A 23512-nucleotide genomic window follows, 5' to 3' on the forward strand; every position below is an offset into this window, starting at 1 on the left:
CGGGTCACCGGAAGTCCCGCGACCGCGGCGACGCCCTGACCGTCAGCTGCTCGAGCCGGTCGGCCATCAGGTTGATGACGCCGTCCTTGGTGTGCTGGATCTTTCCGCGGATCACCAGTGCGGCCGAGGTGCGGGCGACGCGGCGATAGCGGGCCCAGGCTCCGGGGGAGACGATCACGTTGAGCAGGCCGGTCTCGTCCTCGAGGTTGAGGAAGGTGACCCCGCCAGCCGTGCCCGGGCGCTGGCGGTGGGTGACCAGCCCGGCGGCTTCGATCCGATCCCCGTCGGGCACGTTGGAGACCGAGGTGATCGGCAGGACGCCGCGGGCGTCCAGGTCGGCGCGGAGGTGACGCATCGGGTGGTCGCCGGGACTGAGACCGGTGGCCCACAGGTCGTGCACCATCTGCTCGTCCTCGGTCAGCATCGGCAGCAGCGGTGGCTGGTAGGAGAGTCCGCCGAGGTCGAGCTGGTCGGGTGCCAGCGCCGAGGCCTCGCGGGAGATCCAGAGGTCCTCCCTCCGGTGGGTGGAGATGGCTCCGGCGAGGGCAAGCGCCTCGAGCTGAGGGGTGGTCAGGTCCACGCGCATCGCCAGGTCGGCCTGGTCCCGGAACGGTCCACCCGCTTCCCGGGCAGCCACGATCTGCTCGGCCAGGTCGACGCTGATCGTGGTCACGTCGGAGAGCCCGAGCCGCACGCCCCAGCCGAGGTCGCGGTGGTGGGTGTGGGTGAGGTCGGGATCGGTCCGGTCGAACTTGCCCACCGGTGGCTGCTCGAAGGCGAGGCAGGAATCGAGTCCGGTCGGTCCGTCGTAGGACGGGAGGCGCTCGAGACCGGCATGCACTCCCGAGACGTCGAGCGAGGGACCGAGCACCGTCACCCCGTGCCGCCGCGCATCTGCGCTCAACGACTGCGGGGAGTAGAACCCCATCGGCTGCGCGCGCAACAGCGAGGCCAGGAACGCCGCGGGGTAGTGCAGCTTCATCCACGAGCTCGCATAGACCAGCACCGAGAACGAGATCGAGTGGGACTCGGCGAAGCCGAAGTTGGCGAAGGCCTGGATCTTGGCGTAGATCTCGTCGGCCTTCTCGTCACTCAGCCCGTTGTCCTTCATGCCCGCTCGCAGCTTGGCCTCGAGCGACTCGATGCGCTCCACGCCGCGTTTGGAGCCCATGGCGCGGCGCAGCAGGTCGGCGTCGGCGGGAGTGCAGTTGCCGACCGCAACCGCCATCTGCATCAGCTGCTCCTGGAAGAGCGGCACACCGAGCGTGCGCTTGAGCACCGGCTCGAGCAGGGGGTGGTCATAGGTCCACTCCTCACCGCCCCGCCGGCGGAGATAGGGGTGGACCGCCCCGCCCTGGATCGGGCCGGGCCGGATCAGCGCCACCTCGATGACCAGGTCGTAGAAGGAGCGCGGCTTGAGCCGGGGGAGCGTGCCCATCTGGGCCCGGCTCTCCACCTGGAAGACCCCGATCGAGTCGGCGCGGCAGAGCATGTCGTAGGTGCCCTGCTCCTCGCGCGGCATCGTCTCCAGCGTCCAGCGCTCACCGAGGTGCTCGGCGACCAGGTCGAAGCTGTACTGAAGAGCGGCGAGCATGCCCAGCCCGAGCAGGTCGAACTTCACCAGCCCCATCCACGCGCAGTCGTCCTTGTCCCACTGCAGCACGGTGCGGTTGGCCATGCGGCCGTGCTCGATCGGGCAGACCTCGCCGACCGGGCGGTCGGTGAGCACCATGCCGCCGGAGTGGATGCCCAGATGGCGCGGGAAGGTCAGCACCTGCTGGGCCAGCCCCACCACGGATTCGGGAATGTCACCGTCGACGCTGACCTTGCTCCAGCTGTCGATCGCCTTGGACCAGGCATCCTGCTGGCCGGGGGAGAAGCCGAGTGCCTTGGCCATGTCGCGAACGGCGTTCTTGGGGCGGTAGGTGATCACGTTGGCGACCTGCGCGGCATTGCGTCGGCCGTATTTCTTGTAGACGTACTGGATGACCTCCTCGCGGCGGTCGGAGTCGAAGTCGACGTCGATGTCGGGCTCCTCGTCGCGCAGGTGGGAGAGGAACCGCTCGAACGGCAGGTCGTAGAAGATCGAGTCGACCGAGGTGATCTTGAGGACGTAGCAGATCGCCGAGTTGGCCGCGGATCCCCTGCCCTGGCAGAGGATCCCCTGCTTGCGGGCAAAGTCGACGATGTCGTGCACGATCAGGAAGTAACCGGGGAAGTTCTTCTGCTCGATCACCGCGAGCTCCTTCTCCAGCCGCTCGTAGACCTCGGGCCCGGCACCCGGGTAGCGCTCGGCGGCACCCGCCCAGGCCAGCTCGCGAAGGCGCTGCATGGGGGTCTGCCCGCCGAGGTCGAGCTTCGGCAACCCCGGCTTGGCGGCCCGCAACGGGAAGGCGAGGTCGTCGGCGATCTCGACGGTGCGCTCGACCGCGCCCGGGTAGCGCCGGAACCTCCGCGCCATCTCGTCGCCGCTGCGCAGGTGAGCCCCGTCGCCGCCGGGCAACCAGCCGTCGAGCTCGTCGAGGCTGCGCCGGGCCCGGACCGCCGCGAGCGCGGAAGCCAGCGGGTGTCTCGCCGGTGTCGCGTAGTGCGCGCCCGTCGTCGCAATCGTGGGTACGCCGAGGCGCGCGGCCACGCGGGACAGCGCGTCGTTGTGGTGGCTGTCCATCGGCTGCCCGTGATCGAGCAGCTCGACCGCCACGTTGCCGACCCCGAAGAACTCACGCAGCCGGGCCAGCTCACGCGCGGCCGCCTCCTCGCCTGCAGCTCGATCGGCGCCGGCGACGAGTGCGCGGCGTACGGCACCTTTGCGGCAGCCGGTCAGCGCCATCAGCTCGCCGCGTGCTCCTGCCGCGAGCGTGGCGAGGTCGTAGACGGGGCGACCCTTCTCCGCACCACCGGCCAGGTGCGCGTCGGTGAGCGCACCGGCCAGCCGGTGATAGCCGGACTCGCGGCGGGCCAGCAGCACCAGGTGGTCGCCGACCGGGTCGGCCACGCCCTGCTGGGGTGAGGGCAGACCGAGCGAGACCTCGGCGCCGTAGACGGTCAGCAACGAGGGGTAGGCCTCGGCGGCCTCGGCGAAACGCACCACGCCGTAGAGCCCGTCATGGTCGGTCAGCGCGATGCCGTGCAGCCCCAGCCGGTTGGCCTCGATCACCAGCTCCTCGGGGGATGAGGCACCGTCGAGGAAGCTGTAGTGGGAGTGGGCGTGCAGCTCGGCGTAGGGCACCGAGGAGGCAACGGCCTCCACCGACGGCGCCCGGAACGGCTGCCGCTTGCGGGAGAACGCCGGCCCGTCGCCACCGTCGAGTCGAGACGGCGCGGGGCGGCCTCCTGCCGACCGACCACTGTGGATCCGCTCGAGCTCCTTCCAGGAGATCGGCGGGTTGTGCCACCCCATCAGCCGGTGCCCATCATGTCGACGACCGGTCAGTCATAGCGACCCTCGACCGACCACGGCCCGTCGGCGCCCGATCCGGTGCCGAAGTCCTCGCCCAGCAACAGCCAGGCCTGGTCGTGCTCGTCGACCAGCTGGATCCGGTCGACCCGGCGCTGCTCGGCGGGGTCCCACCAGCGCTGCCGGATCGGCCAGGGCCCGGCCCAGGCAGCCACCCTCCGCGGGCCGCCCTGAGGATCGAGGGAGCCGGGATCGAACCAGACCGGATCGGCGGAGAGCTCGCCCCGCGGGCTGACCCGGACCGTCGCCCGCGACGCGTCGAGCAAGCGCACCTCGACCGGCTCGTCGTAGACCAGCGACGGCGCCAGCCCGGGCAGGCTGCCGGGCCACGGCTGGTCGGCCCGCCGGACGGCCGCGGGCGGGGCGGCATCGCCCCACGGCCGCAGCAGGCAGCGCTCGGCCAGCAGGCGCCCGCCGCCCAGCGCCGGAGCGAGTACGCCGCGGTGCCCGAGGCGCCCCTGCAGCCGGGTGGCGGTGTGGTGGATCCGGTCATCGGGACCGTCGCGCCACAGCCCGCCGGCGTGGGCTGCCGCGTCGTCGAGGGCGACCGGCGCCACCTCGACCCGGAGCACGGTCCCCTGCTCGCGGGCAGCCAGGGAGGCGAGCGCGGAGGCGGACGCGCCCTGCAGCTGCCAGCGGATCCGGTCAACGACCTCGACCGAGGTGAAGTGGCGGGGGTGGGTCCACACCTCGACGTGAGGACGGACCCGGTCCTCGGTGTGGATCGCGATCTCGATCTGGCTGCACACCAGCTGTCGCCGGGTGAGCGTGGTGACGAACTCCTCCGCCATCGCCCGGCACCCGAACGCCACCTGGTCGACCCGGTCCAGCCCGGGCTCGAAGACCACCTCGCGGGTCAGGTCGGCGGGAGCTTCGTCGGGACGGACTGGTGCCACCTCCTGACCGCTGGCCAGCTGGTGCAGCGCCAGCCCCTCCGGACCGAAGCGGGCCCGCATGCTGCTCGCGGGGAGTGCCGCCACGTCGCCGAGGGTCTCCAGGCCGAGCCGGCGCAGCACGGGCAGCACCTCGGGATCGGCGGCAACGCCGAGCGGGAGGGCGGCAAGAAAAGCAGGACTCGACCCCGGAGGGACCACACGCAGGGGAGCCGAGACCTGGGTGGCCCGGGCCGCGAGCTCGGCGGCGTGCACTCCGTCGGCGATGCCGATGCGGACGTCGACCAGGTCGCCGATGCCGCGCACCTGCTCGACCAGGGCCCGGGCCGCGGCCTCCTCGCTGCCGTAGTAGCGGGCGGCGCCGGCGACGTGCACGGCGACGGCGCCCGGGCGGCGTACGTCGACTCCGGGGACGATCTCGTCGACGGCACGCAGGACCGGCTCGAAGGCACGCGCGTCGCGCAACGAGTCGTGGGGGAGCAGCACCAGCCCGGGGCAGCGGTTCTGTGCCTCACGCTGCCGCAGGCCGGGCGTCACTCCCTCGACATCGGCAGCGGGGGAGCAGGAGTGCACCCGCCCGCGGTCCATCAGGGCGAGCGGAGCCGCGGGGTCCAGGCCCTGGTCGACGCGGGCGGCGAGCAGGGACCACCCCGGGCACCACAGGACGAGACTGCGCTTCATCTCAGGCTTCAGCTCGGGCTTCATGAGACCTCCAGGTGGTGACGGCTGGTGCGGCCGGCGCGGTGGCTGACCTCGACCGCGATCCGGCGGGAGAGGAGGCAGCCGTGGCCGGTGCCGAGCCCCCTCCAGCCGGCCGGGGTTGCCTGCAGGTCGGCCTGCGCGCCCGGCCAGCAGCCGGGGGCGCCGGTCAGCAGCAGCGTGCAGCCGCGCTCGCGCAGCCGGGCAGCGAGCCGGGCTACCTCGCCGGGAGGCAGCCGCACGGGGGCGGCCAGCACCACCGGGACGATCTCGGCCAGCGCCGCGACCACGGTGCTCCACTGGTCGCCGGGGGACGGCACGAGCAGCACCCGGTCGAGGTCGAGCCCCTGGCGTGCGGCGACCTCCATGCCCAGCCCCGGCAGCCCGACGATGCCGCACCAGGCGCCCTGCCGACAGGCCTCGGCGAGCAGGACCAGGGCAAGGGTGAGCGAGCCGCTGACGGAGTACGCCGCACCGGCGCGCAGGCCTTGCGGGAAAGCGGATCGCAGCGCCTCGGGCACGCCGAAACCGACCACGTCACCCGGCGCCTCCTGCCCCTCGAGGCGGCGGATCTGCGCACGCAGCGAGGCCAGATCGGGGGCGAGAGCGGGGGCAAGGGACACCTCTCCATGTTCGAACAGACGTTCGAACATGTCAATCCGGGAAGAGCCGGATCGTGAGGCTGTGAGACAGGTATTGGCCGATCGGCGAAAACGATCGTAGATTTGATCAGATCGATTCACCTGTGGGGAGAAGAATGTGGCCGTGCTGACCGTGGATGCGCGGGCTGATCGTCGCCGCGCCGAGCTTGCCGAGTCGGCCCTGCAGACGCTGAGCGAGCTGGGTTACGCCCGCACCAGCGTGCGCGACATCGCGCAGAAATCGGAGTACTCCCACGGAGTCCTGCACTACTACTTCAAGGACAAGGCCGAGCTGATCGCCGAGGCCGTCCGGCTCTACAAGACCCAGTGCGCCCAGCGCTACGACGGCGTCATCGCGGCCTCCACCACTGCCGAGGAGCTGCTCGACGGCTTCTGCCTCAAGCTCGTCGAGTCGCTGGTCGAGGACGCCAACTACCACCGCCTCTGGTACGACTTCCGCGTCCAGGGGATGTACGTCGAGGGCTACCAGGACGCCGTCCTGCAGATCGATGCGCTGCTCGAGGACATGATCTGGCGCGTCGTCTCCCGCTACGCCGAGCTGGCCGGCCGCGAGGTCGGGCTCCCGTCGGTCGTCATCTACGGCTGCCTCGACGGGGTCTTCCAGAAGTCGCTGCTCGACTACCTGGCCGGCCGCGAGGGCATCGGTGAGGCACTGGCGGCGACCGCTCGCGGTGCGTTGCCACTGTTCCTGGCCCCTGCCTGACGAGGTAGCATGAGGGCCGTGTGCACGACCCTGCTCCTTCGCCAGCCGCGCTGATCTGACGATCGCGCGGCCACCCTCCTGACCGGGAGGGTTTTTTTGTGCCGGAGAGCAGCCCTGACCAGGAGACGAGCATGACCGAGCAGACCCCCACGCCCCACGCCGACGAGCCCGCGTCGTACGACGTCGAGGCGACGCAGGCGAAGTGGCAGGAGCGCTGGGACAAGCTCGACCTGTTCACCGCCGACGAGGCAGTCGTGCGCTCGGGTGAGCGCGAGAAGCGCTACGCGCTGACGATGTTCCCCTACCCCTCGGGTGACCTGCACATGGGTCACGCCGAGGTCATGGCGCTGCACGACGTCATCGCGCGCTACTGGTGGCAGCAGGGTCACGAGGTCATGAACCCGATGGGCTGGGACTCGTTCGGCCTCCCCGCGGAGAACGCCGCGATCAAGCGCAACGAGCACCCCGCGACGTACACCTACGCCAACATCGAGACGCAGTACCAGTCGTTCAAGAAGTACGGCATCAGCTTCGACTGGTCACGCCGGCTGCACACCTCCGACGAGGAGTACTACCACTGGACGCAGTGGCTCTTCCTGAAGTTCCGTGAGCGGGGCCTGGCCTACCGCAAGAACTCGGCCGTCAACTGGTGCCCCAACGACCAGACCGTGCTGGCCAACGAGCAGGTCGTCGACGGTGCGTGCGAGCGCTGTGGCGCCGAGGTCACCAAGCGCGACCTCACGCAGTGGTACTTCAAGGTCACCGAGTACGCCCAGCGCCTGCTCGACGACATGGCGCCGCTCGAGGGTCGCTGGCCCGACCGCGTGCTGACCGCCCAGCGCAACTGGATCGGCCGCTCCGAGGGTGCGCACGTCGACTTCGACCTGAACCTGGCCGACGGTTCGACGCAGACCGTGACCGTCTACACGACCCGTCCCGACACGCTCTTCGGCGCCACCTTCATGGTCGTCGCTGCTGACGCTGCGCTGGCCACCGAGATCGTCGCGCCCTCGCAGGCGGACGCGCTGGCGGCGTACGTCGTCGAGGTGCGCAAGGAGAACGACATCTCCCGCCTCGCGACCGACAAGCCGAAGACCGGTGTCGACCTCGGCGTCACCGCCGTCAACCCGGTCACCGGTGAGCAGATCCCTGTGTGGGCAGCCGATTACGTGCTCGCCGACTACGGCACCGGCGCGATCATGGCCGTGCCCGCGCACGACCAGCGCGACCTCGACTTCGCCCGCGCCTTCGACCTCCCCGTACGCCGCGTGATCGACGTCCCCGGTGCGGAGAACCCCGAGGAGAGCGGCATCGCGACCGCCGGCAACGGTGTCTACGTCAACTCCGGCTCGCTTGACGGGCTCGATGACAAGGCCGCCGGCATCCGCGCCACGATCGACCTGCTCGAGGAGCGCAAGACCGGCAGCGGTGCGGTCAACTTCCGCCTGCGTGACTGGCTGCTCTCGCGCCAGCGTTTCTGGGGCTGCCCGATCCCGATCATCCACTGCGAGAAGTGTGGCGAGGTGCCGGTCCCCGAGGACCAGCTCCCCGTCGTGCTCCCGGAGCTGACCGGTGCCGAGCTCAAGCCCAAGGGCACCTCACCCCTGGCCGCCGCGACCGACTGGGTCAACGTCGACTGCCCTTCCTGTGGCGGACCGGCCAAGCGCGACACCGACACGATGGACACCTTCGTGGACTCGTCGTGGTACTTCCTGCGCTACTGCTCGCCGAAGTTCGAGGGGGGTCCGTTCGACCCCGCCGACGTGAAGCTGTGGGGACCCGTCGACCAGTACGTCGGCGGCCTCGAGCACGCGGTGCTCCACCTGCTCTACTCGCGCTTCTTCACCAAGGTCCTGCACGACATGGGGATGATCGACTTCGTCGAGCCGTTCACCGCGCTGCTGGGGCAGGGCGTCGTGATCAACGAGGGCAAGAAGATGTCCAAGTCGCTCGGCAACGGCGTCAACCTGGGTGAGCAGATCGACAAGTTCGGCGTCGACGCGGTCCGGCTGACGCTGGTCTTCGCCTCCCCGCCGGAGGACAACATCGACTGGGCCGACGTCTCGCCCGAGGCATCGCTGAAGTTCCTCAAGCGGGCCTGGCGCCTCTCGGGTGACGTGACCTCCGAGCCCGGCACCTCCGTCGACGGGGGAGATGTGGCGCTGCGCCGCGTCACCCACAAGACCGTCCACGAGTGCACCGACCTGCTCGAGCGCCACCGCTTCAACGTCGTCGTCGCGCGCACGATGGAGCTGGTCAACGCCACCCGCAAGGCCATCGACTCGGGCTGTGGTGCGGCCGACCCGGCCGTGCGCGAGGCCGTCGAGACGGTCGCGATCCTGCTGTCCCTCGTCGCGCCGTACACCGCCGAGGAGATGTGGGAGCGCCTCGGCCACGAGCCGTCCGTTGCGAAGGCTGGCTGGCCCGTCGTCGACGAGTCGCTGCTGGTCGCCGACACCGTCACCGCGATCGTGCAGATCCAGGGCAAGGTCCGGGCCCGGCTCGAGGTCGCCCCGTCGATCAGTGAAGCCGACCTCGAGGCTCTGGCCCTCGCGGACGCCGGCGTGCAGCGTGCCCTGGAGGGCAAGCAGGTGCGCAAGGTGATCGTGAAGGCGCCCAAGCTCGTGAACATCGTCGCCGGCTGACGGCGCCAGCGCGCTACATTCGGCAGATGGCTGACTCCAGGCCCGCGCGGCGCATCGCGATCGTCACCGACTCGACGGCCTCCCTGGCCCCCGAGGTGGTGGCGGAGCATGCCATCACGGTGGTCCCGGTGCAGGTGATCATCGGCGCGACGTCGTACGACGACGGCATGGCGACGCCGTCGATGGTGGCGCACGCGCTCGAGCACTGGACCCCGGTCTCGACCTCGCGGCCCAACCCGTCGACGTTCGTCGAGGCCTATGAGAAGGCCGTCGCGGCGGGAGCGACCGAGATCATCTCGCTGCACATCTCCGCTGACCTGAGCGGCACCTTCGACTCGGCGAAGATCGCGGCCAAGGAGCTGAAGGCACAGGGCGTCAAGGTCACCGTCGTCGACAGCCGGCAGACCGCCTTCGCACTCGGGTACGCCGTGCTGGCGGCCGCCCACGTCGTCGAGAACGGCGGGTCCGCGCGCACGGCGGTCACCGCCGCTCGGGCCCGGGCTGCGGCCTCCGCATCGCTGTTCTACGTCGACACCCTCGAGTACCTGCGGCGCGGTGGACGGGTCACCGCCGTGGCCGCGATCCTTGGCGGTGCGCTGTCCGTGAAGCCGCTGCTCCGGCTCGCCGAGGGGAAGATCGAGTCGTTCGAGAAGGTCCGCACGGCAGGCAAGGCCCTTGCCCGCCTGGAGGAGCTCGCCGCCACGCACGCCACCTCGACCCTCGAGGGCGCACCGGTCACGGTGACCGTCGGCCACCTCGCCAGCCCCGATCGGGCGCGCGTGCTGGCGGAGAAGCTCGCTGCCCGCCTCGACGTGGTGGGTGACGTCGAGATCGCCGAGCTCGGTGCCGTGCTCGGTGCGCACGTCGGCCCGGGCATGGTCGCGGTCGCTGTCGCTCCGGCGATCGACTGACCCTTCGGGGATCGGCTGACTCTTCGGGGATCGGCTGGCCGGGACTTCTCCACAGGTCGGCTGGCGGTCGGTTTCGCTCACGGCCGCTGCTGCCTAGCGTCGAGCCATGGGATCGCGGCAGGACTACGACGAAGCGCTGGCCCGACGGCTGGCGCTGTTGCGTGCGGAGCTGACCGGCACGCTGCCGCCAGCGAAGCAGGTTGCGCGGGACGAGCGCCCCAGTCAGCTCGACGAGTTGCTGGACGGGCCGCCGCGAGAGTCCGCGCGTGAGCACACCGTGGAGCACCCCGCGCCTGAGGAGGCTGGCGACGCCGTCGGGGGCGTGCCGCTCACGACGTTGCCGGTGCCCGGGCGCCATGCATCGCGCAGGTTCGCGGCGCCGGGGTGGCTTCCCGAGACCGCGCTGGGCCCGGGCCCGGTTGCAGTCGTCGCGGTGCTGCTCGCTCTCGGGCTGGCCGTGACCGCCTGGTGGGTGCTGCGCAGTCGCCCCGAGCCGGTCGACGCTGCAGTTCCCGTCGCGGCGGGGATCGCGACGCCGCTCGCCGTTCCGGGGACCAGTGTCGCGCCCGCGCCGAGCGCGCCGGCCGAGGTGGTGGTCCATGTGGCCGGTCGGGTCAGGCGGCCCGGCATCGTCGTGCTGAGTCCGGGCGCGCGGGTGATCGATGCGCTCAAGGCAGCCGGCGGTTCCCGGCCCGGCGTCGACCTGGTCGGGATCAACCTCGCGCGCCCGCTGGTCGACGGGGAGCAGGTGCTGGTCGGGGTGGGCGAGCCCGTGCCCGCAGTGGGATCCGCCGGCCCGGCCGGAGCGGGGAGCGGCGTGGATGCCGCGGGCATGGTCAACCTCAACACCGCCACCCCTGCCGAGCTCGAGGAGCTGCCCGGCGTCGGCCCGGTGACGGCCGCCTCGATCGTGACCTTTCGCGAGGAGCACGGCTCCTTCACGAGTGTCGACGAGCTGCTCGACGTCAGCGGCATCGGTGAGGCAACCCTCGCGGAGATCGCACCGCACGCCACGGTCTGAGCCGTGCAGGTGGCTGCGCGAGACCTGCGTGGTCCCGCTCTCGGGCTCGCGGCGTGGGTCGGCGGGCTCCTCGTCCTCGGCGTACCTCCTCGTGCCGGCTGGATCCTCGCCGGGCTGACTCTGGTGGTCCTCGGGCTGGTCGCGCACCGGAAGCCGGAGCTGCGCCGATCGGTGTGCACATGGGTGCTGGTGGCGCTCGCTGTCGCCGGGGCGGCGGCGCTGCGCGTGGAGGGCACCCGGACCGGTCCTGTCGCCGACCTCGCCGAGCAGCGGGCCGCGGTCACGCTCCGCCTGCGCGTCACCTCCGACCCGGTGCGGCTCGAGGGCGCCTATGGCGCCGGGGTCCGGCTGCGCGCCACCGTCCTGGAGGTACGCCGCGGCGACATCGCCCTGCGGGTCCGATCACCGGTGCTCGTCCTTGCAGACGGGTCCTGGAGCGACGTGGAGCTGGGCAGCGAGCTGCAGGCACGAGGCCGCCTGGCGCACGTCGCTGACGGCGACCTGAGCGCGTTGGTGAGTGCGCGGGGCCGGCCCGAGGTGCTGCGCGAGCCCGGTCCGCTGTGGCGGGCGGCCGCCGTCATCCGTGGGGGAGTCCGGGACGCCGTGGCTGATCGTGGTCCGCCGCAGCGCGACCTGGTCCCGGCCCTGGTCGATGGTGACGACGCAGGTCTTCCGGAGCAGGTGCAGGCAGACTTCCGGGTGGCTGGGCTCACCCACCTCCTCGCCGTCAGCGGCACCAACCTGACCCTGGTGGTGGGCGTCCTGCTGCTCGTGGGCAAGGCCTGCGGCGTGCGCGGGCGCTGGCTGCTGGTGCTGGGCGTCTTCGGCATCGCCAGCTTCGTGCTGGTGGCCCGCACCGAGCCGAGCGTGGTCCGGGCCGCCGCCATGGGCTCGGTGGCACTGCTCGGGTTCGGCAGCAACGGCCGCGACCGGGGCCCGCGTGCGCTGGGCCTGGCGGTGCTCGGGTTGTTGCTGATCGACCCGTGGCTGGCCACCACGGTCGGGTTCGCGCTGTCCGTGCTCGCGACCGCCGGCATCCTGTTCCTGGCCCCCAGGTGGACCGCGGCGCTGTCGCGCTGGATGCCACCGTGGCTCGCGGCGGCCATCGCTGTGCCTGCTGCGGCCCAGCTCGCGTGCACGCCGGTGGTCGCCGCGATCTCCGGTGAGGTCAGCCTGGTGGCGGTGCTGGCCAACCTGCTCGCCGGTCCGTTCGTCGCGCCCGCAACGGTGGCCGGCCTCATCGGTGGCCTGCTCGAGCTGGTCTGGCATCCGCTCGGCGCTGCGGTGGGCTGGATCGCAGCTGCGTGTGCCGCGACGATCATCGCGATCGCCCGGCACTCGGCCGCCCTGGCGACTCCAGCAGTGTCGTGGGGGACCGGACCGCTCGCCCTGGCGGTGCTGACCGTCCTGTGTGTGGCGGTCGCAGCCTGGTCGGGGCGGCTGCTCGCGCGGCGTACTCCGTCAGCGGTGCTGTCGGTCGGACTGGCCGTGGTCATGCTGGTGCCGCCGCCGAGTCCGGGCTGGCCACCGGAGGGGTGGGTCTTCGCGGCGTGTGACATCGGGCAGGGCGACGGCCTGGTGCTCAACGCGGGCGATGGTGCCGCGGTTGTCGTCGATGCCGGGCCCGATCCGGCGTCGATGGACCGATGCCTCGACCGGCTGGAGATCCGGCGGGTGCCGCTGGTCGTGCTCAGCCACTTCCACGCCGACCATGTCGACGGCCTCGGCGGGGTCTACGACGGACGCGAGGTCGGCGAGGTGGACGTGACCGGCCTGGCCGAACCCCTCGAGCGGGTGGAGACGGTCCAGGAGATCACCGGCGACCGTGCGCTGGTCCCGGCCTACGGCGTCACCAGGCAGATCGGTGACGTGAGGCTGCAGGTGGTCGGCCCCGTGCCGGGAGTCGAGCAGCACGGGTCCGCCGCGGACTCGGGAAGTGGACCGAACAATGCGTCGGTGGTGCTCGTGCTCGACGTGCGCGGAGTCCGGATGCTCCTGGCCGGGGACGTCGAGCCGGAGGCGCAGCGTTGGCTGCAGCGCACGCTGGCCGGCCTCACGGTCGACGTGTTGAAGGTGCCCCATCACGGCAGTCGCTACCAGGACACGGACTGGCTGGCCTCGCTCGGCGCCCGCGTCGCGGTGATCAGCGTGGGCGCGGACAACGACTACGGACACCCGGCGCAGAGCACGCTCGACGTGCTCACCGCGACAGGGGCCGCGGTGCATCGGACCGACACGGACGGGGACGTCGTGGTGGTCGCCGGACAGGACGGTCTGGAGGTCGGGACCCGGAAGTGACCTGTCGGTGCGGTGTGACAGGGTTGCACCCATGGCCGGACCGCAGGTGCTGGGCCGGGTCACGCTCGTGACCGGCCCGGAGGAGTTCCTCAACGAGCGCACGGTGGTCACCGCACGCGCCGCGGTGAAGGCGATCGATGCCGAGGCCGAGTTCTCCGAGGCCCGCGGCGGTGACCTGACGCTGGCGACGTTGGGCGAGCTCGCGGCTCCCTCGCTCTTCTCCAGCACGCGGTGCATCGTGGTGCGCCAGCTCGAGGACGTCCCCGACGAGTCGGTCGAGGGTCTCCTGGACTACTGCGCGTCTCCTGTCGAGGAGATCGCCCTCGTGCTGGTCCACTCCGGCGGACAGAAGGGTTCCGGCGTCCTGGCCAAGCTGCGCAAGATCGCCACCGTCACTGAGGTCAAGTCGGCTCCGTTGAAGGCGTCCGAGTTCGCCGGCTTCGCGGTCTCCGAGGCCCGCCAGCACGGTGCCCGCATGGACTCCGAGGCTTCCGCTTTCCTGGTCCAGGCCGTCGGTCAGGACCTGCGCTCGCTGTCTGCCGCCGCGCACCAGCTGGCCAACGACTTCCCCGGCGAGCCGCTGACCATCGACAAGGTCAAGCGCTACTTCGGCGGTCGGGCCGAGGCGAAGTCGTTCGCGGTCGCCGACGCTGCGTTCCACGGGCGGCGTGCGGCAGCGCTCGAGGAGCTCCGCTGGGCGCTCGACAACGGCACGCCTGCGGTCCTGATCACCTCTGCCTTCGCCGGTTCGGTCCGCGGCCTGGCGAAGTTCGTCGGCGCACCGCGCGGCATGCGCGAGGCCGACCTGGCCCGCGAGGTCGGTGTCCCGCCGTGGAAGCTGCGCACGATCAAGGACCAGGCACGCTCCTGGTCGCCCGGGGGACTGGCCGGCGCGATCCAGGCCGTGGCCAAGGCTGATGCGGACATCAAGGGCGCGGCCTCCGACGCGGCGTACACGTTGGAGCGCCTGGTCCTCACCGTCGCTGCCCTCCGCGACCCGCGCTGACCTTTTCGGCTGGCGGGCGGGTGCGGCCTGCGCCGGGGAGGTCTCCCTCCGTGCAGCTCGCGCTGCGCTCGCTGGCGCTCGCGCCGGCTCGACGTTCGGGAGACCTCCCCGGCTCCGGCCGCAGGCTCCGTCACTGGCCGCGCGTGTGGAGGGCCGTATTCAACGGGACCGGTGATCTGGGCCGTGCAGGGCCCTCCTGAAATGACAGAAGGCGCCATCCCCGAGGGGACAGCGCCTTCCGAGGAAGAGTGCGGCTCAGAGAGCGGCGGCCTTCTTGGCGATCGAGGACTTGCGGTTGGCAGCCTGGTTCTTGTGGATGACGCCCTTGGACGCAGCCTTGTCGAGCTTCTTGAGCGCAACCTGAGCGGCCTCGGCGGCGGCGGTCTTGTCGCCGGCCTCGGCGGCCTCGCGGAACTTGCGGATCGCGGACTTCAGGCCGGTCTTGACCGACTTGTTGCGCTCGCGAGCAACCTCGTTCTGCTTGTTGCGCTTGATCTGGGACTTGATGTTCGCCACTGCGGAACCTTTGCGTGTGGTGGATGTTCGGTCAGTAAGTCTGGTGATGCGGTCGGCGCGCTCCCTGGCCCTGGCTAGAGGGATGGGGCACAGCCAGAACACGCGACGGGCAAGATTACCAGTGCAGTTGCGGGCAGCCCAAATCGCACCAGCCCCAGGAATGTGCAGACCTCAGGACCAGCCACGTCGCGCTGCGAGCCAGTCCCACAGTACGTCGCCCACCTGCTGCTGGTAACGCCGGAGGTGGGGGGCGCTGACCGGGACCGGGTCGAGCGCCGACTTGAGGAAGTAGCCCGCGAGCAGGGCCAGCCAGGTGTCCACGTCGTCGGCAGGTACGCCGCGGGTCAGGCGCCGCTCTGCCAGCAGCGCGTCGGCGTCGAACGACCCGTCCGTATCGCCGCGGGCGAGAGCCAGCAAGGTGACGGTGTCGAGCCAGTCCGCTCCCTCGACCGGCCAGGTCCAGTCGATGATCCAGGCCTGTCCGGCGGTGTCGACGAGGAGGTTGTCGGCCCGGATGTCGGTGTGGACCAGCGTCTCGCCGGCGCACGCCTCGCCGAACCTGGCGGCCAGGGCAGACGCCTCGGCATGGTGGTCGAGGTCGCCGCGGTGGGGCACCGCCTCCCAGTAGCCCGGCCAGGCGGCGAACTCGGCGCTCACCCGGGTGGCCTTGACCGGCACCGGGGTGAGGAGCACCGCTGCGTGCTCGAGGGCATCCAGGCAGGCCGTGAGGTCGGCTGCCGACCAGGGCAGGCGCGGCAGCGTGCCGTCGACGTACGTCGTGGAGAGGACGACCCAGTCGTCGTCGATGAACCACTCCAGCGACGGCACCGGCAACGAGGGGTGGAGCCGGCGGAGCACGTCGATCTCCGCGCGGTAGGAGACCGACGAGCCGCGCTGTGCCTTGGTGGAGGCCGCCTTCACGAAGTGGCGGGACCCGTCCTCGCAGGTCAGCACCGATGCGAACCCCGGGGTGAAGCCCACGTCGCAGGCCTGGGCCGAGACCACCGGCGAACCGCAACGGCGACCGATCTCGAGCCGCAGGTCGGCAGGGAGGAACGGCCAGGTGATGCGGCGGGCCGTGGGGTGGTCGGGTGTCCGGACCGATGGGAGCGGGGTCACGGGAGCATTGTGCCCGCGTGTGCGTGGCGGGCCGTGAATGCATGGGAGAATGCGGGGGCCCTCCGGGGCCAGCACCGTCCCCGCCGAGCAATCCGAGAAAGTCGCCTGTGTCCTCCACCGCACCGCAGCCGGGCAAGACCGACCCGTCGATCATCCGCAACTTCTGCATCATCGCGCACATCGACCACGGCAAGTCGACCCTGGCCGACCGCATGCTGCAGCTGACCGGCGTCGTCGGTGAGCGCGAGGCGAAGGCGCAGTACCTCGACCGGATGGACATCGAGCGCGAGCGCGGCATCACCATCAAGTCGCAGGCCGTCCGCATGCCGTGGACCGTGCCGGCCGACAACGCGGCGGGTGCCGAGCCGGGCACCTACATCCTGAACATGATCGACACCCCGGGCCACGTCGACTTCACCTACGAGGTGTCCCGCTCGCTCGAGGCCTGTGAGGCCGCGATCCTGCTGGTCGACGCCGCGCAGGGCATCGAGGCCCAAACGCTCGCCAACCTCTACCTGGCCATGGGTGCCGAGCTCCAGATCATCCCGGTGCTCAACAAGATCGACCTGCCCAGCGCCAACGTCGAGAAGTACGCCCTCGAGCTGGCCAACCTGGTCGGCTGCGAGCCCGAGGACGTGCTGCTCACCTCCGCCAAGACCGGCCTCGGCGTCGAGAACCTGCTCAACGAGATCGTTCGCCAGGTGCCTGCGCCTGTCGGTGACCCGAACGCTCCCGCCCGCGCGCTGATCTTCGACTCGGTCTACGACACCTACCGCGGCGTGGTCACCTACGTCCGGGTGGTCGACGGCTCGCTGAAGCACCGTGAGCGGATCCGGATGATGTCCACCGGCGCCGTGCACGAGATGCTCGAGGTCGGCGTGATCAGCCCCGAGCCGATGAAGGCCGGCGAGCTCGGTGTCGGCGAGACCGGCTACCTGATCACCGGTGTGAAGGACGTCCGCCAGTCGCGCGTCGGTGACACCGTCACGCTCCAGCACCACGGCGCGGACGAGCCGCTCGGCGGCTACGACCACCCGAACCCGATGGTCTACGCCGGTCTCTACCCGATCGACGGCGACCAGTACCCCGAGCTTCGTGACGCCCTCGAGCGCCTCCAGCTCAACGACGCCTCACTGACCTACGAGCCGGAGACCTCCGGCGCGCTCGGCTTCGGCTTCCGCTGCGGCTTCCTCGGTCTGCTCCACATGGAGATCACCCGTGAGCGGCTCGAGCGCGAGTTCAACCTCGACCTGATCTCGACGGCGCCCAACGTGGTCTACCACGTGACGATGGACGACGGCACCGAGATCGAGGTGACCAACCCGAGCGAGTACCCCGACGGCAAGATCGCCGAGGTTCGCGAGCCGGTCGTGAAGGCCACGATCCTGTCGCCGTCCGACTACATCGGCACGATCATGGAGCTGTGCCAGAACAAGCGCGGCACGTTGCACGGCATGGACTACCTCTCCGAGGACCGTGTCGAGATGCGCTACACGCTGCCGATGGGCGAGATCGCCTTCGACTTCTTCGACCAGCTCAAGTCCAAGACCAAGGGCTACGCCTCGCTCAACTACGAGTTCGACGGTGAGCAGCCGGGTGACCTGGTCAAGGTCGACATCTTGCTCCAGGGCGAGCCGGTCGACGCGTTCTCCGCGATCGTGCACAAGGACGCGGCGTACGCCTATGGCGTGATGCTCGCCGGCAAGCTGCGCGAGCTGATCCCGCGGCAGCAGTTCGAGGTGCCGATCCAGGCCGCCATCGGCGCCCGCGTGATCGCCCGCGAGACCATCCGCGCCATCCGCAAGGACGTCCTTGCCAAGTGCTACGGCGGCGATATTTCGCGTAAGCGGAAGCTGCTGGAGAAGCAGAAGGAAGGCAAGAAGCGGATGAAGATGGTCGGCCGCGTCGAGGTGCCGCAGGAGGCCTTCATCGCCGCGCTGTCCACCACCCAGCCCGCCGAGAAGCCCAAGAAGTAGCCCGTGCGGCTCGTGCACCGGGTCCGCCTCGACGCCGGGGGAGACACCGCGGCGCCGGGCGGAGCGGTGACGGGTGCGCTCTGCGGGCACTGGAAGCACGACGGCCCGTGCCGCTGGCCGCACTCGACCCGCGCAATCGAGCGCGGCGGAGCGCTGGTGCTCGACATCACCGTCGACTGCCCACCGGCCGACGAGGACGACGTACGCCGTCGGGTCGCCGCCGCGCTGGCAGCGGGGGAGATCACCGGCCCCGATGATCGTCGTACGACCTGGGAGCTGGTCCGCTGACACTGCGGACCAATTTCGTGGTCCGGCTGCGGGCGGATCTCCCGGGCTGAAGAATCTCGGCCATGACCGAGAACACCGTGCCGCTTCCCCCTGCTGGCTGGTTCCCCGATCCCGAGGTGCCCGGCCAGATGCGGTGGTGGGACGGGGTGCAGTGGCAGGCGAGCCGCGCGCCGCAACGCCGGCCGCTCGGCAAGGACTTCGGTCGTCTCGGTCGGGCGCTGGTGATCCTTCTGGGCCTCCATGGCGCGTTCTACCTGGTGACCTTCGGTCTTTACACCTGGGGCGTGAGCCCACTCGCTGACGCCTGCGACGGGGCCACCTGGATCCAGTCCCCTGGCATCTTCGACGTGATCGAGCTGTCGGCGGGAGTCCTGAGCTGGATCTCTCTCCTGGCGTGCATCGTCGTGTGGTGCCTCTGGCAGTTCCAGCTGGCGCAGTCCACGCTCCGTGGCTCGGTTCGCAGATCACCTGGCATGCACGTGGGGTCGTGGTTCATCCCGATCGTGTTCTGGTGGTTTCCCTACCAGAACATGAAGGACCTCTGGCAGGTCTACGTGTCCCGGGTCAACCTCTCGCCCCTTGGTTGGTGGTGGACCCTCTGGCTCGTCGCGAACTTCTTCAGCAACGGGTTTGGGCGTTTCTTGTGGAGGTCGGATGACGATGACCTTTCGTTTCACGCATACAACGTTCTCGGCTTGATCGAGTCCGCAATGTGGCTTGTGTGCACTGCCTTTGCGATCAGGATCGTTCAACGCCTCACCCGTCGCGCCCTTGCGAGAGAGGGAGAGGACGCAACGGCGCTCCCAGCCTGACCGCGCGCGGCATACTCGGCGTTGATGAGCCACCCGATCGAGCGGCACCTGCTGCGGGCGAAGGACCTCGCCGACCGGCACTACACGGAGCCGATCGGTGTGATCGCCATGGCGCAGGCGGCGGGACTGAGCCGTGCTCACTTCAGCCGGGTCTTCAAGGAGACCTTCGGGCAGTCGCCGCACGTCTACCTGCTGACCCGGCGACTCGAGCGCGCGGCGGCGCTGCTGCGCCACACGGATCACTCGGTGGCGGACATCTGCATGAGCGTGGGCCTGACCAGTGTCGGCTCGTTCACCACCAGCTTCAAGCGGATGTACGACGCGACGCCGACCGCTTACCGGGCCGCGGCGCCTCCCGCCTCGGCGTACGCGGTCGTGCCGGCGTGCGTGATCCGGGCCTACGGTCGTCCGTCCCACGTCCCCGAGCGCAAAGCCGAGTCGGGCAGCTGACGGCGCCTGGTGGGCGCTGCGGCGGGATAACCAGTGGGCACGGCGTATCTGCGCGTGGGACGGTCGTCGCATGGGGAAGCTGCATGAATCCATCGACGGCCGGCTGAAGGACTTCATCGAGGGCCAGCCGGTCTTCTTCGTCGCGACGGCACCTCTCGGCGCGGAGGGGCACGTCAACGTGTCGCCGCGCGGCCTGCCGGGGACGTTCGCGGTGCTCGACAGCCACACGTTCGCCTGGCTGGATGTGACCGGGAGCGGCAGCGAGACCATCGCGCACCTTCGCGAGAATGGCCGGATCACGGTGATGTTCTGCGCGTTCTCGGGTGCTCCGAACATCGTGCGGCTGCACGGTCGCGGCCGCATCGTCACGCCGTACGACGAGGGGTTCGCGTCGCTCGCGGAGCACTTCAGCGAGCAGCCCGGGACCAGAGCGGTGATCGTCGTCGACGTCGAGCGGATCTCCGACTCGTGCGGCTGGGGTGTCCCGCGGATGACGCTCGACGGGCATCGCGATCTGCTCGGGCCGTACTTCGAGCGCAAGGGCGCCGAGGGCAGCGTCGCCTACCGCGTCGAGAAGAACCGGACCAGCCTCGACGGCCTGCCGGCGTACGACTACGACCCCGCCGGCGAGTAGTTCAGGACAGGCCCGCCTGGATCGCGACGATCGCGGCCTGCACTCGGTCGCGGCTGCCGGTCTTGGCGAGCACGTTGCCGACGTGCGTCTTCACGGTGCTGACCGTGAGGTGCAGGCGCGCGGAGATCTCGGTGTTGTTGAGGCCGAGCCCGATCAGCCCGAGCACGTCGCGCTCGCGGCCGGTCAGGTCCAGTCCGTCGAGCATCGCGGGTCGGGTGATGGCCGAGGTCTGCTTGACGCGCTGGAGGACAGCACCGGTGACCTGCGGCGAGAGGATCGACGACCCCGACGCGACGGTGTGAACAGCCGCGACCAGCTCGCGGGCGCTGCACCGCTTGAGCAGGAATCCCTGGGCGCCGGCGGCGATCGCGTCGAGGACGTAGGCGTCGTCGTCGAACGTGGTCACGATGATCACGGCTGGCGCGTGGGGGAGCCGGGCGAGCGCGCGGGTCGCCTGCAGGCCGTCGACCACAGGCATCCGGATGTCGACGAGTGCCACGTCGATGCGCGGGTCGGCCTCCACCGCCGAGAGGAAGGCACGTCCGTCGGCCGCCTGGCAGGCCACCTCGATGCCGGGGTCGGCGGAGAGGATCAGGCTGAAGCCCTCGCGCACCATGTCCTGGTCGTCGACCACGGCGACGCGGATCATGCGGGGACCACCGGGATCAGTACGTCGATCATGGCGCCGCCGCCGGGACGACGGGCGAGCTCGAAGGTGCCGTTCAGGGCGGTGACGCGCTCGTTGATGCCGAGCAGGCCCGTCCCGCGTTCGACGGCTGCTGGGGGACCGATGCCGTCGTCGCTGACCCGCAGCCGGACCTGGCCAGTGAGGCGCTGGACCTCCACCCAGACCGACCGGGCACCGGCGTGGCGGGCCACGTTGGTGAGCGCCTCCTGCGCGACGCGGTAGAGCGTCAGCGTGCCGATCTCGTCGAGCCCGTGGGCGGGATCGATCTCGACCGTGACGTCCACGCCGTTCTGCCGGAGCGGCACGGCGAGGAGCTCATCGATGTCGCTCAGCCGTGGCGGGGCGCTGACGGAGAGCGGGGCGTTCGGGTCGCGGAGGTGGACGACAAGCGCGTCCAGCTCCTGGAGGGCGGTCCGGCCGGCGTCTGCGATCCGGCGCAGTGCGGCTTCCGGCTCTGCGACCTGACCCGCTTCGGCCTGGACGACCATCGCTGTCACGTGGTGGCCGACGACGTCGTGGAGCTCGCGGGCGAGGTTGGTGCGTTGCTCGAGCCAGGTGGCCTGCGTGCGGAGCTCGTCAGTCTCGGCGGCAAGAACGGCGTTGCGCACACGCCCCCGCAGAATCGTCGCAGCAACCCACCCGACGAGCGTCGCGAAGAGGGGCACGAGGTTGGGGCCGTCAACGATCACTGTCGTCGCGAACCAGCCCAGAACCCCGGCCATCCAGCCCGCGAACGGCCGCGGGGCGGGGTCCTCGAACAACGACAGGAAGACGAGCGCAGCGACGCACCACACGAGGTACACGGCCTCGGTGGTGTTGCAGTAGGCAACGACTGAAGCTGCGATCGCGAGGATCAGCCACCGCTTCGAGGGGATGAAGCGCGAGATCACGACTGCGATCGGCGCAATGAGCCAGACCCAGGTGAAGTACCCGAGCATCGTGGCGGTCGCCGCACCGTAGACCGCGGAAATCGTGACGGCCACCGCGACGGCGCCGTACGCGATCGGGCGCTGGCGGGCCGGCTCGTTCAGCCACCGGGTCCATGCAATCTTCACCTCCGCATTCTCGGTGACGCGCGAGGTGATCGGGGAGTGCCGCGCGTGAAGTCGGTACCCGGGTACCAACCCGCCACCACCCACAGTGCCGATGCGCGAGAAACGACGGCACACCAGGCGGATCCGCGAGGGGTGCCCCGGCCGCGAACCTCGGGCCATGACGACGATCGAGCACCTCCAGCCAGCCCCGGCCACCGCACTGCAGAACCCGGGCCCGTTCCTGACCGTCCCCAACGCGGTCACCCTCGTCCGGACGCTCGCCGCCGTCGTGCTCGGAATGATCGCGCTCGTGCGGCAAGACGCGACGCTGCTCGTCGCGGCGTACTCCTGCTACTGGCTCGGCGACATGCTCGACGGCTGGAGCGCGCGCCGGCTCGGTCAGGAGACGCGGGCGGGGGCGGTCTTCGACATCATCTGCGACCGCGCCTGCACGGCGATCGCATGCGCGGCGCTGGTCGTGATCGTGCCCGACGCGCTGGTTGCCGCCGTGGCGTTCCTGCTGTCGTTCATGGTGCTCGACACGATGCTGTCGCTGGCCTTCCTGTGCTGGCCGGTGCTGAGCCCGAACTACTTCCACCGGGTTGATCGCCGCGTGTGGCTGCTCAACTGGTCGCCCGCAGCCAAGGCCCTGAACACCGCCGGCGTCGTCGGTGCGCTCGCCCTCGGCCAGTACGCCGTGGCCCTCGCCGTCACGCTCGTCGTCGGAGGCATCAAGGTCTGGTCACTGGTCCGGGTGGCCCGACTCCTCGACGCGCCCGCGCGGCTGTCGTGAGCGACCTCGCGACGGCGCTCGGCGGTCTGCTCTTCGGCTTCGGGTCGGCGATCGTGCCCCTGTTCAACGCCGAGGGGTACGCCGTGATCGCGTCCGCGCGGGGAGGCGTGATCACGGCCGTCTGCATCGCCCTGGCCCTCGGTGTCGGCCAGACGGTCGGCAAGCTGCTGCTCTTCGAGACCGCACGTCGTGGGAGCGCGCGGCTGTCGAGGCTGATGCGCCGGGACCGGCACGAGCCGGGTCGCTGGTCGGCCCGCGTACGCCGCCTGCTCGGCGAGCGGCGTACGGGAGTGCCGCTGGTCCTGCTCTCCTCGACCGTCGGACTGCCGCCCCTGGCGGTGGTGGCGATCGCGGCGGGTGCGTCGCCGCAGCGCCGGATCGAGTTCGGCGCTGCCTGCCTGGTCGGGCGCCTGGTCAGGTTCAGCGCGCTGGCGGTCCCCGCGGCGCTGGCGCTGTCGTGAGGCCCTCGTGGCAACAGGAGCTTGACTATCCAGATGTGCGCGACCGGTCTGCCGTCCACCATCGCCTGACGGCGACGTTCACACGGCCGACGCCTAGTCTCGCCGCATGCAACTGATCGAGGGCGCCGGAGTCTGGACACCACCGTCAGAGGCGGAGAACGACTGGGCCGAGCACCTACGGACCCCGGATCTGTCCGTCGGGACCTACTGCATCCCAGCGGGAGGTCTCGACGACCAGAGTCCGCACACCGAGGACGAGATCTACGTGGTGACACAGGGCCGCGCCACGATCGTCACGCCCGGTGGCTCGGCAGAGGTCGAGCCCGGATCGGTGATCTTCGTGCCGGCCGGTGAGGTGCACCGGTTCATCGACGTCACCGAGGACCTCGCGCTGCTCGTGGTGTTCGGCCCGGCCTACGGGTCTCGCGCGGCGAACCCGAACTGAT

At 70.6% G+C, this 23512-nt stretch carries 21 protein-coding genes; 14 read left to right on the top strand and 7 right to left on the bottom strand.

All coding sequences use genetic code 11. The features are described from left to right. Positions 1 to 4 precede the first annotated feature (4 nt). Genes D4739_RS12505 through D4739_RS12515 form a run of 3 tightly spaced genes read right to left on the bottom strand, consistent with a single transcriptional unit; the run spans position 5 to position 5672 of the window. Positions 5 to 3400, bottom strand: a complete 3396-nt coding sequence (locus D4739_RS12505) for an error-prone DNA polymerase (protein ID WP_120060924.1) — start codon at positions 3398 to 3400, stop codon at positions 5 to 7. Between the two features lie 29 nt (positions 3401 to 3429). Continuing rightward, positions 3430 to 5055 carry a DNA polymerase Y family protein gene (locus D4739_RS12510; protein WP_120060925.1) on the bottom strand — a complete coding sequence of 542 codons (1626 nt, stop codon included), beginning with the start codon at positions 5053 to 5055 and terminating at the stop codon, positions 3430 to 3432. Then, the gene (locus D4739_RS12515) at positions 5052 to 5672 is read right to left on the bottom strand and encodes a hypothetical protein (protein WP_147384915.1); all 621 of its coding nucleotides are present in this window, start codon (positions 5670 to 5672) and stop codon (positions 5052 to 5054) included. Before D4739_RS12515 ends, D4739_RS12510 begins: the two co-directional genes overlap by 4 nt. Before the next feature lie 142 nt (positions 5673 to 5814). Between D4739_RS12515 and D4739_RS12520 the strand changes: the two genes are divergently transcribed. The 6 genes from D4739_RS12520 (at position 5815) to holA (ending at position 14295) form a co-directional block, all read left to right on the top strand. Next, a complete protein-coding gene (locus tag D4739_RS12520) occupies positions 5815 to 6414 on the top strand; it encodes a TetR/AcrR family transcriptional regulator (RefSeq protein WP_220699288.1) in 600 nt (199 codons plus the stop codon). Between the two features lie 131 nt (positions 6415 to 6545). After that, positions 6546 to 9059, top strand: coding sequence for a leucine--tRNA ligase (gene leuS, locus D4739_RS12525; RefSeq protein WP_120060928.1), 2514 nt, complete (start codon positions 6546 to 6548; stop codon positions 9057 to 9059). 26 nt (positions 9060 to 9085) lie between these two features. Continuing rightward, the gene (locus D4739_RS12530) at positions 9086 to 9970 is read left to right on the top strand and encodes a DegV family protein (RefSeq protein WP_120060929.1); all 885 of its coding nucleotides are present in this window, start codon (positions 9086 to 9088) and stop codon (positions 9968 to 9970) included. A gap of 106 nt (positions 9971 to 10076) precedes the next feature. Beyond that, complete coding sequence (locus D4739_RS12535) at positions 10077 to 10991, top strand: helix-hairpin-helix domain-containing protein (RefSeq protein WP_220699289.1); 915 nt, start codon at positions 10077 to 10079, stop codon at positions 10989 to 10991. A gap of 9 nt (positions 10992 to 11000) precedes the next feature. Then, entirely contained in the window at positions 11001 to 13289 is a 2289-nt protein-coding gene (locus D4739_RS12540; RefSeq protein WP_120061893.1) for a ComEC/Rec2 family competence protein, read from the top strand. A 31-nt stretch (positions 13290 to 13320) separates the two neighbouring features. Further along, positions 13321 to 14295 carry a DNA polymerase III subunit delta gene (gene holA, locus D4739_RS12545; protein ID WP_120060930.1) on the top strand — a complete coding sequence of 325 codons (975 nt, stop codon included), beginning with the start codon at positions 13321 to 13323 and terminating at the stop codon, positions 14293 to 14295. Positions 14296 to 14550: 255 nt separating this feature from the next. Here holA and rpsT read toward each other — a convergent pair whose 3' ends face one another. Further along, positions 14551 to 14811, bottom strand: coding sequence for a 30S ribosomal protein S20 (gene rpsT, locus D4739_RS12550; RefSeq protein ID WP_120060931.1), 261 nt, complete (start codon positions 14809 to 14811; stop codon positions 14551 to 14553). A 171-nt stretch (positions 14812 to 14982) separates the two neighbouring features. Continuing rightward, the gene (locus tag D4739_RS12555) at positions 14983 to 15930 is read right to left on the bottom strand and encodes a phosphotransferase (protein WP_120060932.1); all 948 of its coding nucleotides are present in this window, start codon (positions 15928 to 15930) and stop codon (positions 14983 to 14985) included. A 41-nt stretch (positions 15931 to 15971) separates the two neighbouring features. Between D4739_RS12555 and lepA the strand changes: the two genes are divergently transcribed. The 5 genes from lepA to D4739_RS12580 all read left to right on the top strand — a co-directional run bounded on the left by lepA (position 15972) and on the right by D4739_RS12580 (position 20090). Then, on the top strand, positions 15972 to 17906 hold the full coding sequence (lepA, locus tag D4739_RS12560) for a translation elongation factor 4 (protein WP_238473639.1): 1935 nt from the start codon (positions 15972 to 15974) through the stop codon (positions 17904 to 17906). Positions 17907 to 17909: 3 nt separating this feature from the next. Beyond that, positions 17910 to 18194, top strand: coding sequence for a hypothetical protein (locus D4739_RS12565; RefSeq protein WP_120060934.1), 285 nt, complete (start codon positions 17910 to 17912; stop codon positions 18192 to 18194). A 62-nt stretch (positions 18195 to 18256) separates the two neighbouring features. Next, positions 18257 to 19006 (top strand): DUF4328 domain-containing protein, encoded by a 750-nt coding sequence (locus tag D4739_RS12570; protein ID WP_120061894.1) that lies wholly within the window; start codon positions 18257 to 18259, stop codon positions 19004 to 19006. A 24-nt stretch (positions 19007 to 19030) separates the two neighbouring features. Beyond that, positions 19031 to 19456, top strand: coding sequence for a helix-turn-helix domain-containing protein (locus tag D4739_RS12575; protein ID WP_120060935.1), 426 nt, complete (start codon positions 19031 to 19033; stop codon positions 19454 to 19456). Positions 19457 to 19526: 70 nt separating this feature from the next. Further along, a complete protein-coding gene (locus D4739_RS12580) occupies positions 19527 to 20090 on the top strand; it encodes a pyridoxamine 5'-phosphate oxidase family protein (RefSeq protein WP_120060936.1) in 564 nt (187 codons plus the stop codon). Position 20091: 1 nt separating this feature from the next. On the opposite strand, the gene D4739_RS12585 is transcribed toward D4739_RS12580, so the two are convergent. Both D4739_RS12585 and D4739_RS12590 read right to left on the bottom strand, forming a co-directional pair. Then, the gene (locus D4739_RS12585) at positions 20092 to 20739 is read right to left on the bottom strand and encodes a response regulator transcription factor (protein ID WP_120060937.1); all 648 of its coding nucleotides are present in this window, start codon (positions 20737 to 20739) and stop codon (positions 20092 to 20094) included. Continuing rightward, a complete protein-coding gene (locus D4739_RS12590) occupies positions 20736 to 21833 on the bottom strand; it encodes a sensor histidine kinase (protein WP_182920409.1) in 1098 nt (365 codons plus the stop codon). Before D4739_RS12590 ends, D4739_RS12585 begins: the two co-directional genes overlap by 4 nt. A 157-nt stretch (positions 21834 to 21990) precedes the next feature. Here D4739_RS12590 and D4739_RS12595 point away from each other — a divergent pair, with 157 nt between their 5' ends. The 3 genes from D4739_RS12595 (at position 21991) to D4739_RS12605 (ending at position 23511) form a co-directional block, all read left to right on the top strand. Next, positions 21991 to 22605 (top strand): CDP-alcohol phosphatidyltransferase family protein, encoded by a 615-nt coding sequence (locus tag D4739_RS12595; protein WP_120060939.1) that lies wholly within the window; start codon positions 21991 to 21993, stop codon positions 22603 to 22605. After that, the gene (locus D4739_RS12600) at positions 22602 to 23066 is read left to right on the top strand and encodes a hypothetical protein (RefSeq protein ID WP_120060940.1); all 465 of its coding nucleotides are present in this window, start codon (positions 22602 to 22604) and stop codon (positions 23064 to 23066) included. Before D4739_RS12595 ends, D4739_RS12600 begins: the two co-directional genes overlap by 4 nt. Before the next feature lie 106 nt (positions 23067 to 23172). Then, positions 23173 to 23511 carry a cupin domain-containing protein gene (locus D4739_RS12605; protein WP_120060941.1) on the top strand — a complete coding sequence of 113 codons (339 nt, stop codon included), beginning with the start codon at positions 23173 to 23175 and terminating at the stop codon, positions 23509 to 23511. Position 23512 lies beyond the last annotated feature (1 nt).

The sequence above is a fragment of the Nocardioides cavernaquae genome (genome assembly GCF_003600895.1).
Lineage (GTDB): Bacteria > Actinomycetota > Actinomycetes > Propionibacteriales > Nocardioidaceae > Nocardioides > Nocardioides cavernaquae.

Coding starts and splice junctions, on each gene's coding strand:
- D4739_RS12575 (WP_120060935.1), top strand. CDS start 19,031: ATGAGCCACCCGATCGAGCGGCACCTGCTGCGGGCGAAGGACCTCGCC.
- D4739_RS12580 (WP_120060936.1), top strand. CDS start 19,527: ATGGGGAAGCTGCATGAATCCATCGACGGCCGGCTGAAGGACTTCATC.
- leuS (WP_120060928.1), top strand. CDS start 6,546: ATGACCGAGCAGACCCCCACGCCCCACGCCGACGAGCCCGCGTCGTAC.
- D4739_RS12570 (WP_120061894.1), top strand. CDS start 18,257: ATGACCGAGAACACCGTGCCGCTTCCCCCTGCTGGCTGGTTCCCCGAT.
- D4739_RS12535 (WP_220699289.1), top strand. CDS start 10,077: ATGGGATCGCGGCAGGACTACGACGAAGCGCTGGCCCGACGGCTGGCG.
- D4739_RS12595 (WP_120060939.1), top strand. CDS start 21,991: ATGACGACGATCGAGCACCTCCAGCCAGCCCCGGCCACCGCACTGCAG.
- D4739_RS12605 (WP_120060941.1), top strand. CDS start 23,173: ATGCAACTGATCGAGGGCGCCGGAGTCTGGACACCACCGTCAGAGGCG.
- D4739_RS12530 (WP_120060929.1), top strand. CDS start 9,086: ATGGCTGACTCCAGGCCCGCGCGGCGCATCGCGATCGTCACCGACTCG.
- holA (WP_120060930.1), top strand. CDS start 13,321: ATGGCCGGACCGCAGGTGCTGGGCCGGGTCACGCTCGTGACCGGCCCG.
- D4739_RS12510 (WP_120060925.1), bottom strand. CDS start 5,055: ATGAAGCCCGAGCTGAAGCCTGAGATGAAGCGCAGTCTCGTCCTGTGG.
- D4739_RS12585 (WP_120060937.1), bottom strand. CDS start 20,739: ATGATCCGCGTCGCCGTGGTCGACGACCAGGACATGGTGCGCGAGGGC.
- lepA (WP_238473639.1), top strand. CDS start 15,972: ATGGGAGAATGCGGGGGCCCTCCGGGGCCAGCACCGTCCCCGCCGAGC.
- D4739_RS12505 (WP_120060924.1), bottom strand. CDS start 3,400: ATGGGGTGGCACAACCCGCCGATCTCCTGGAAGGAGCTCGAGCGGATC.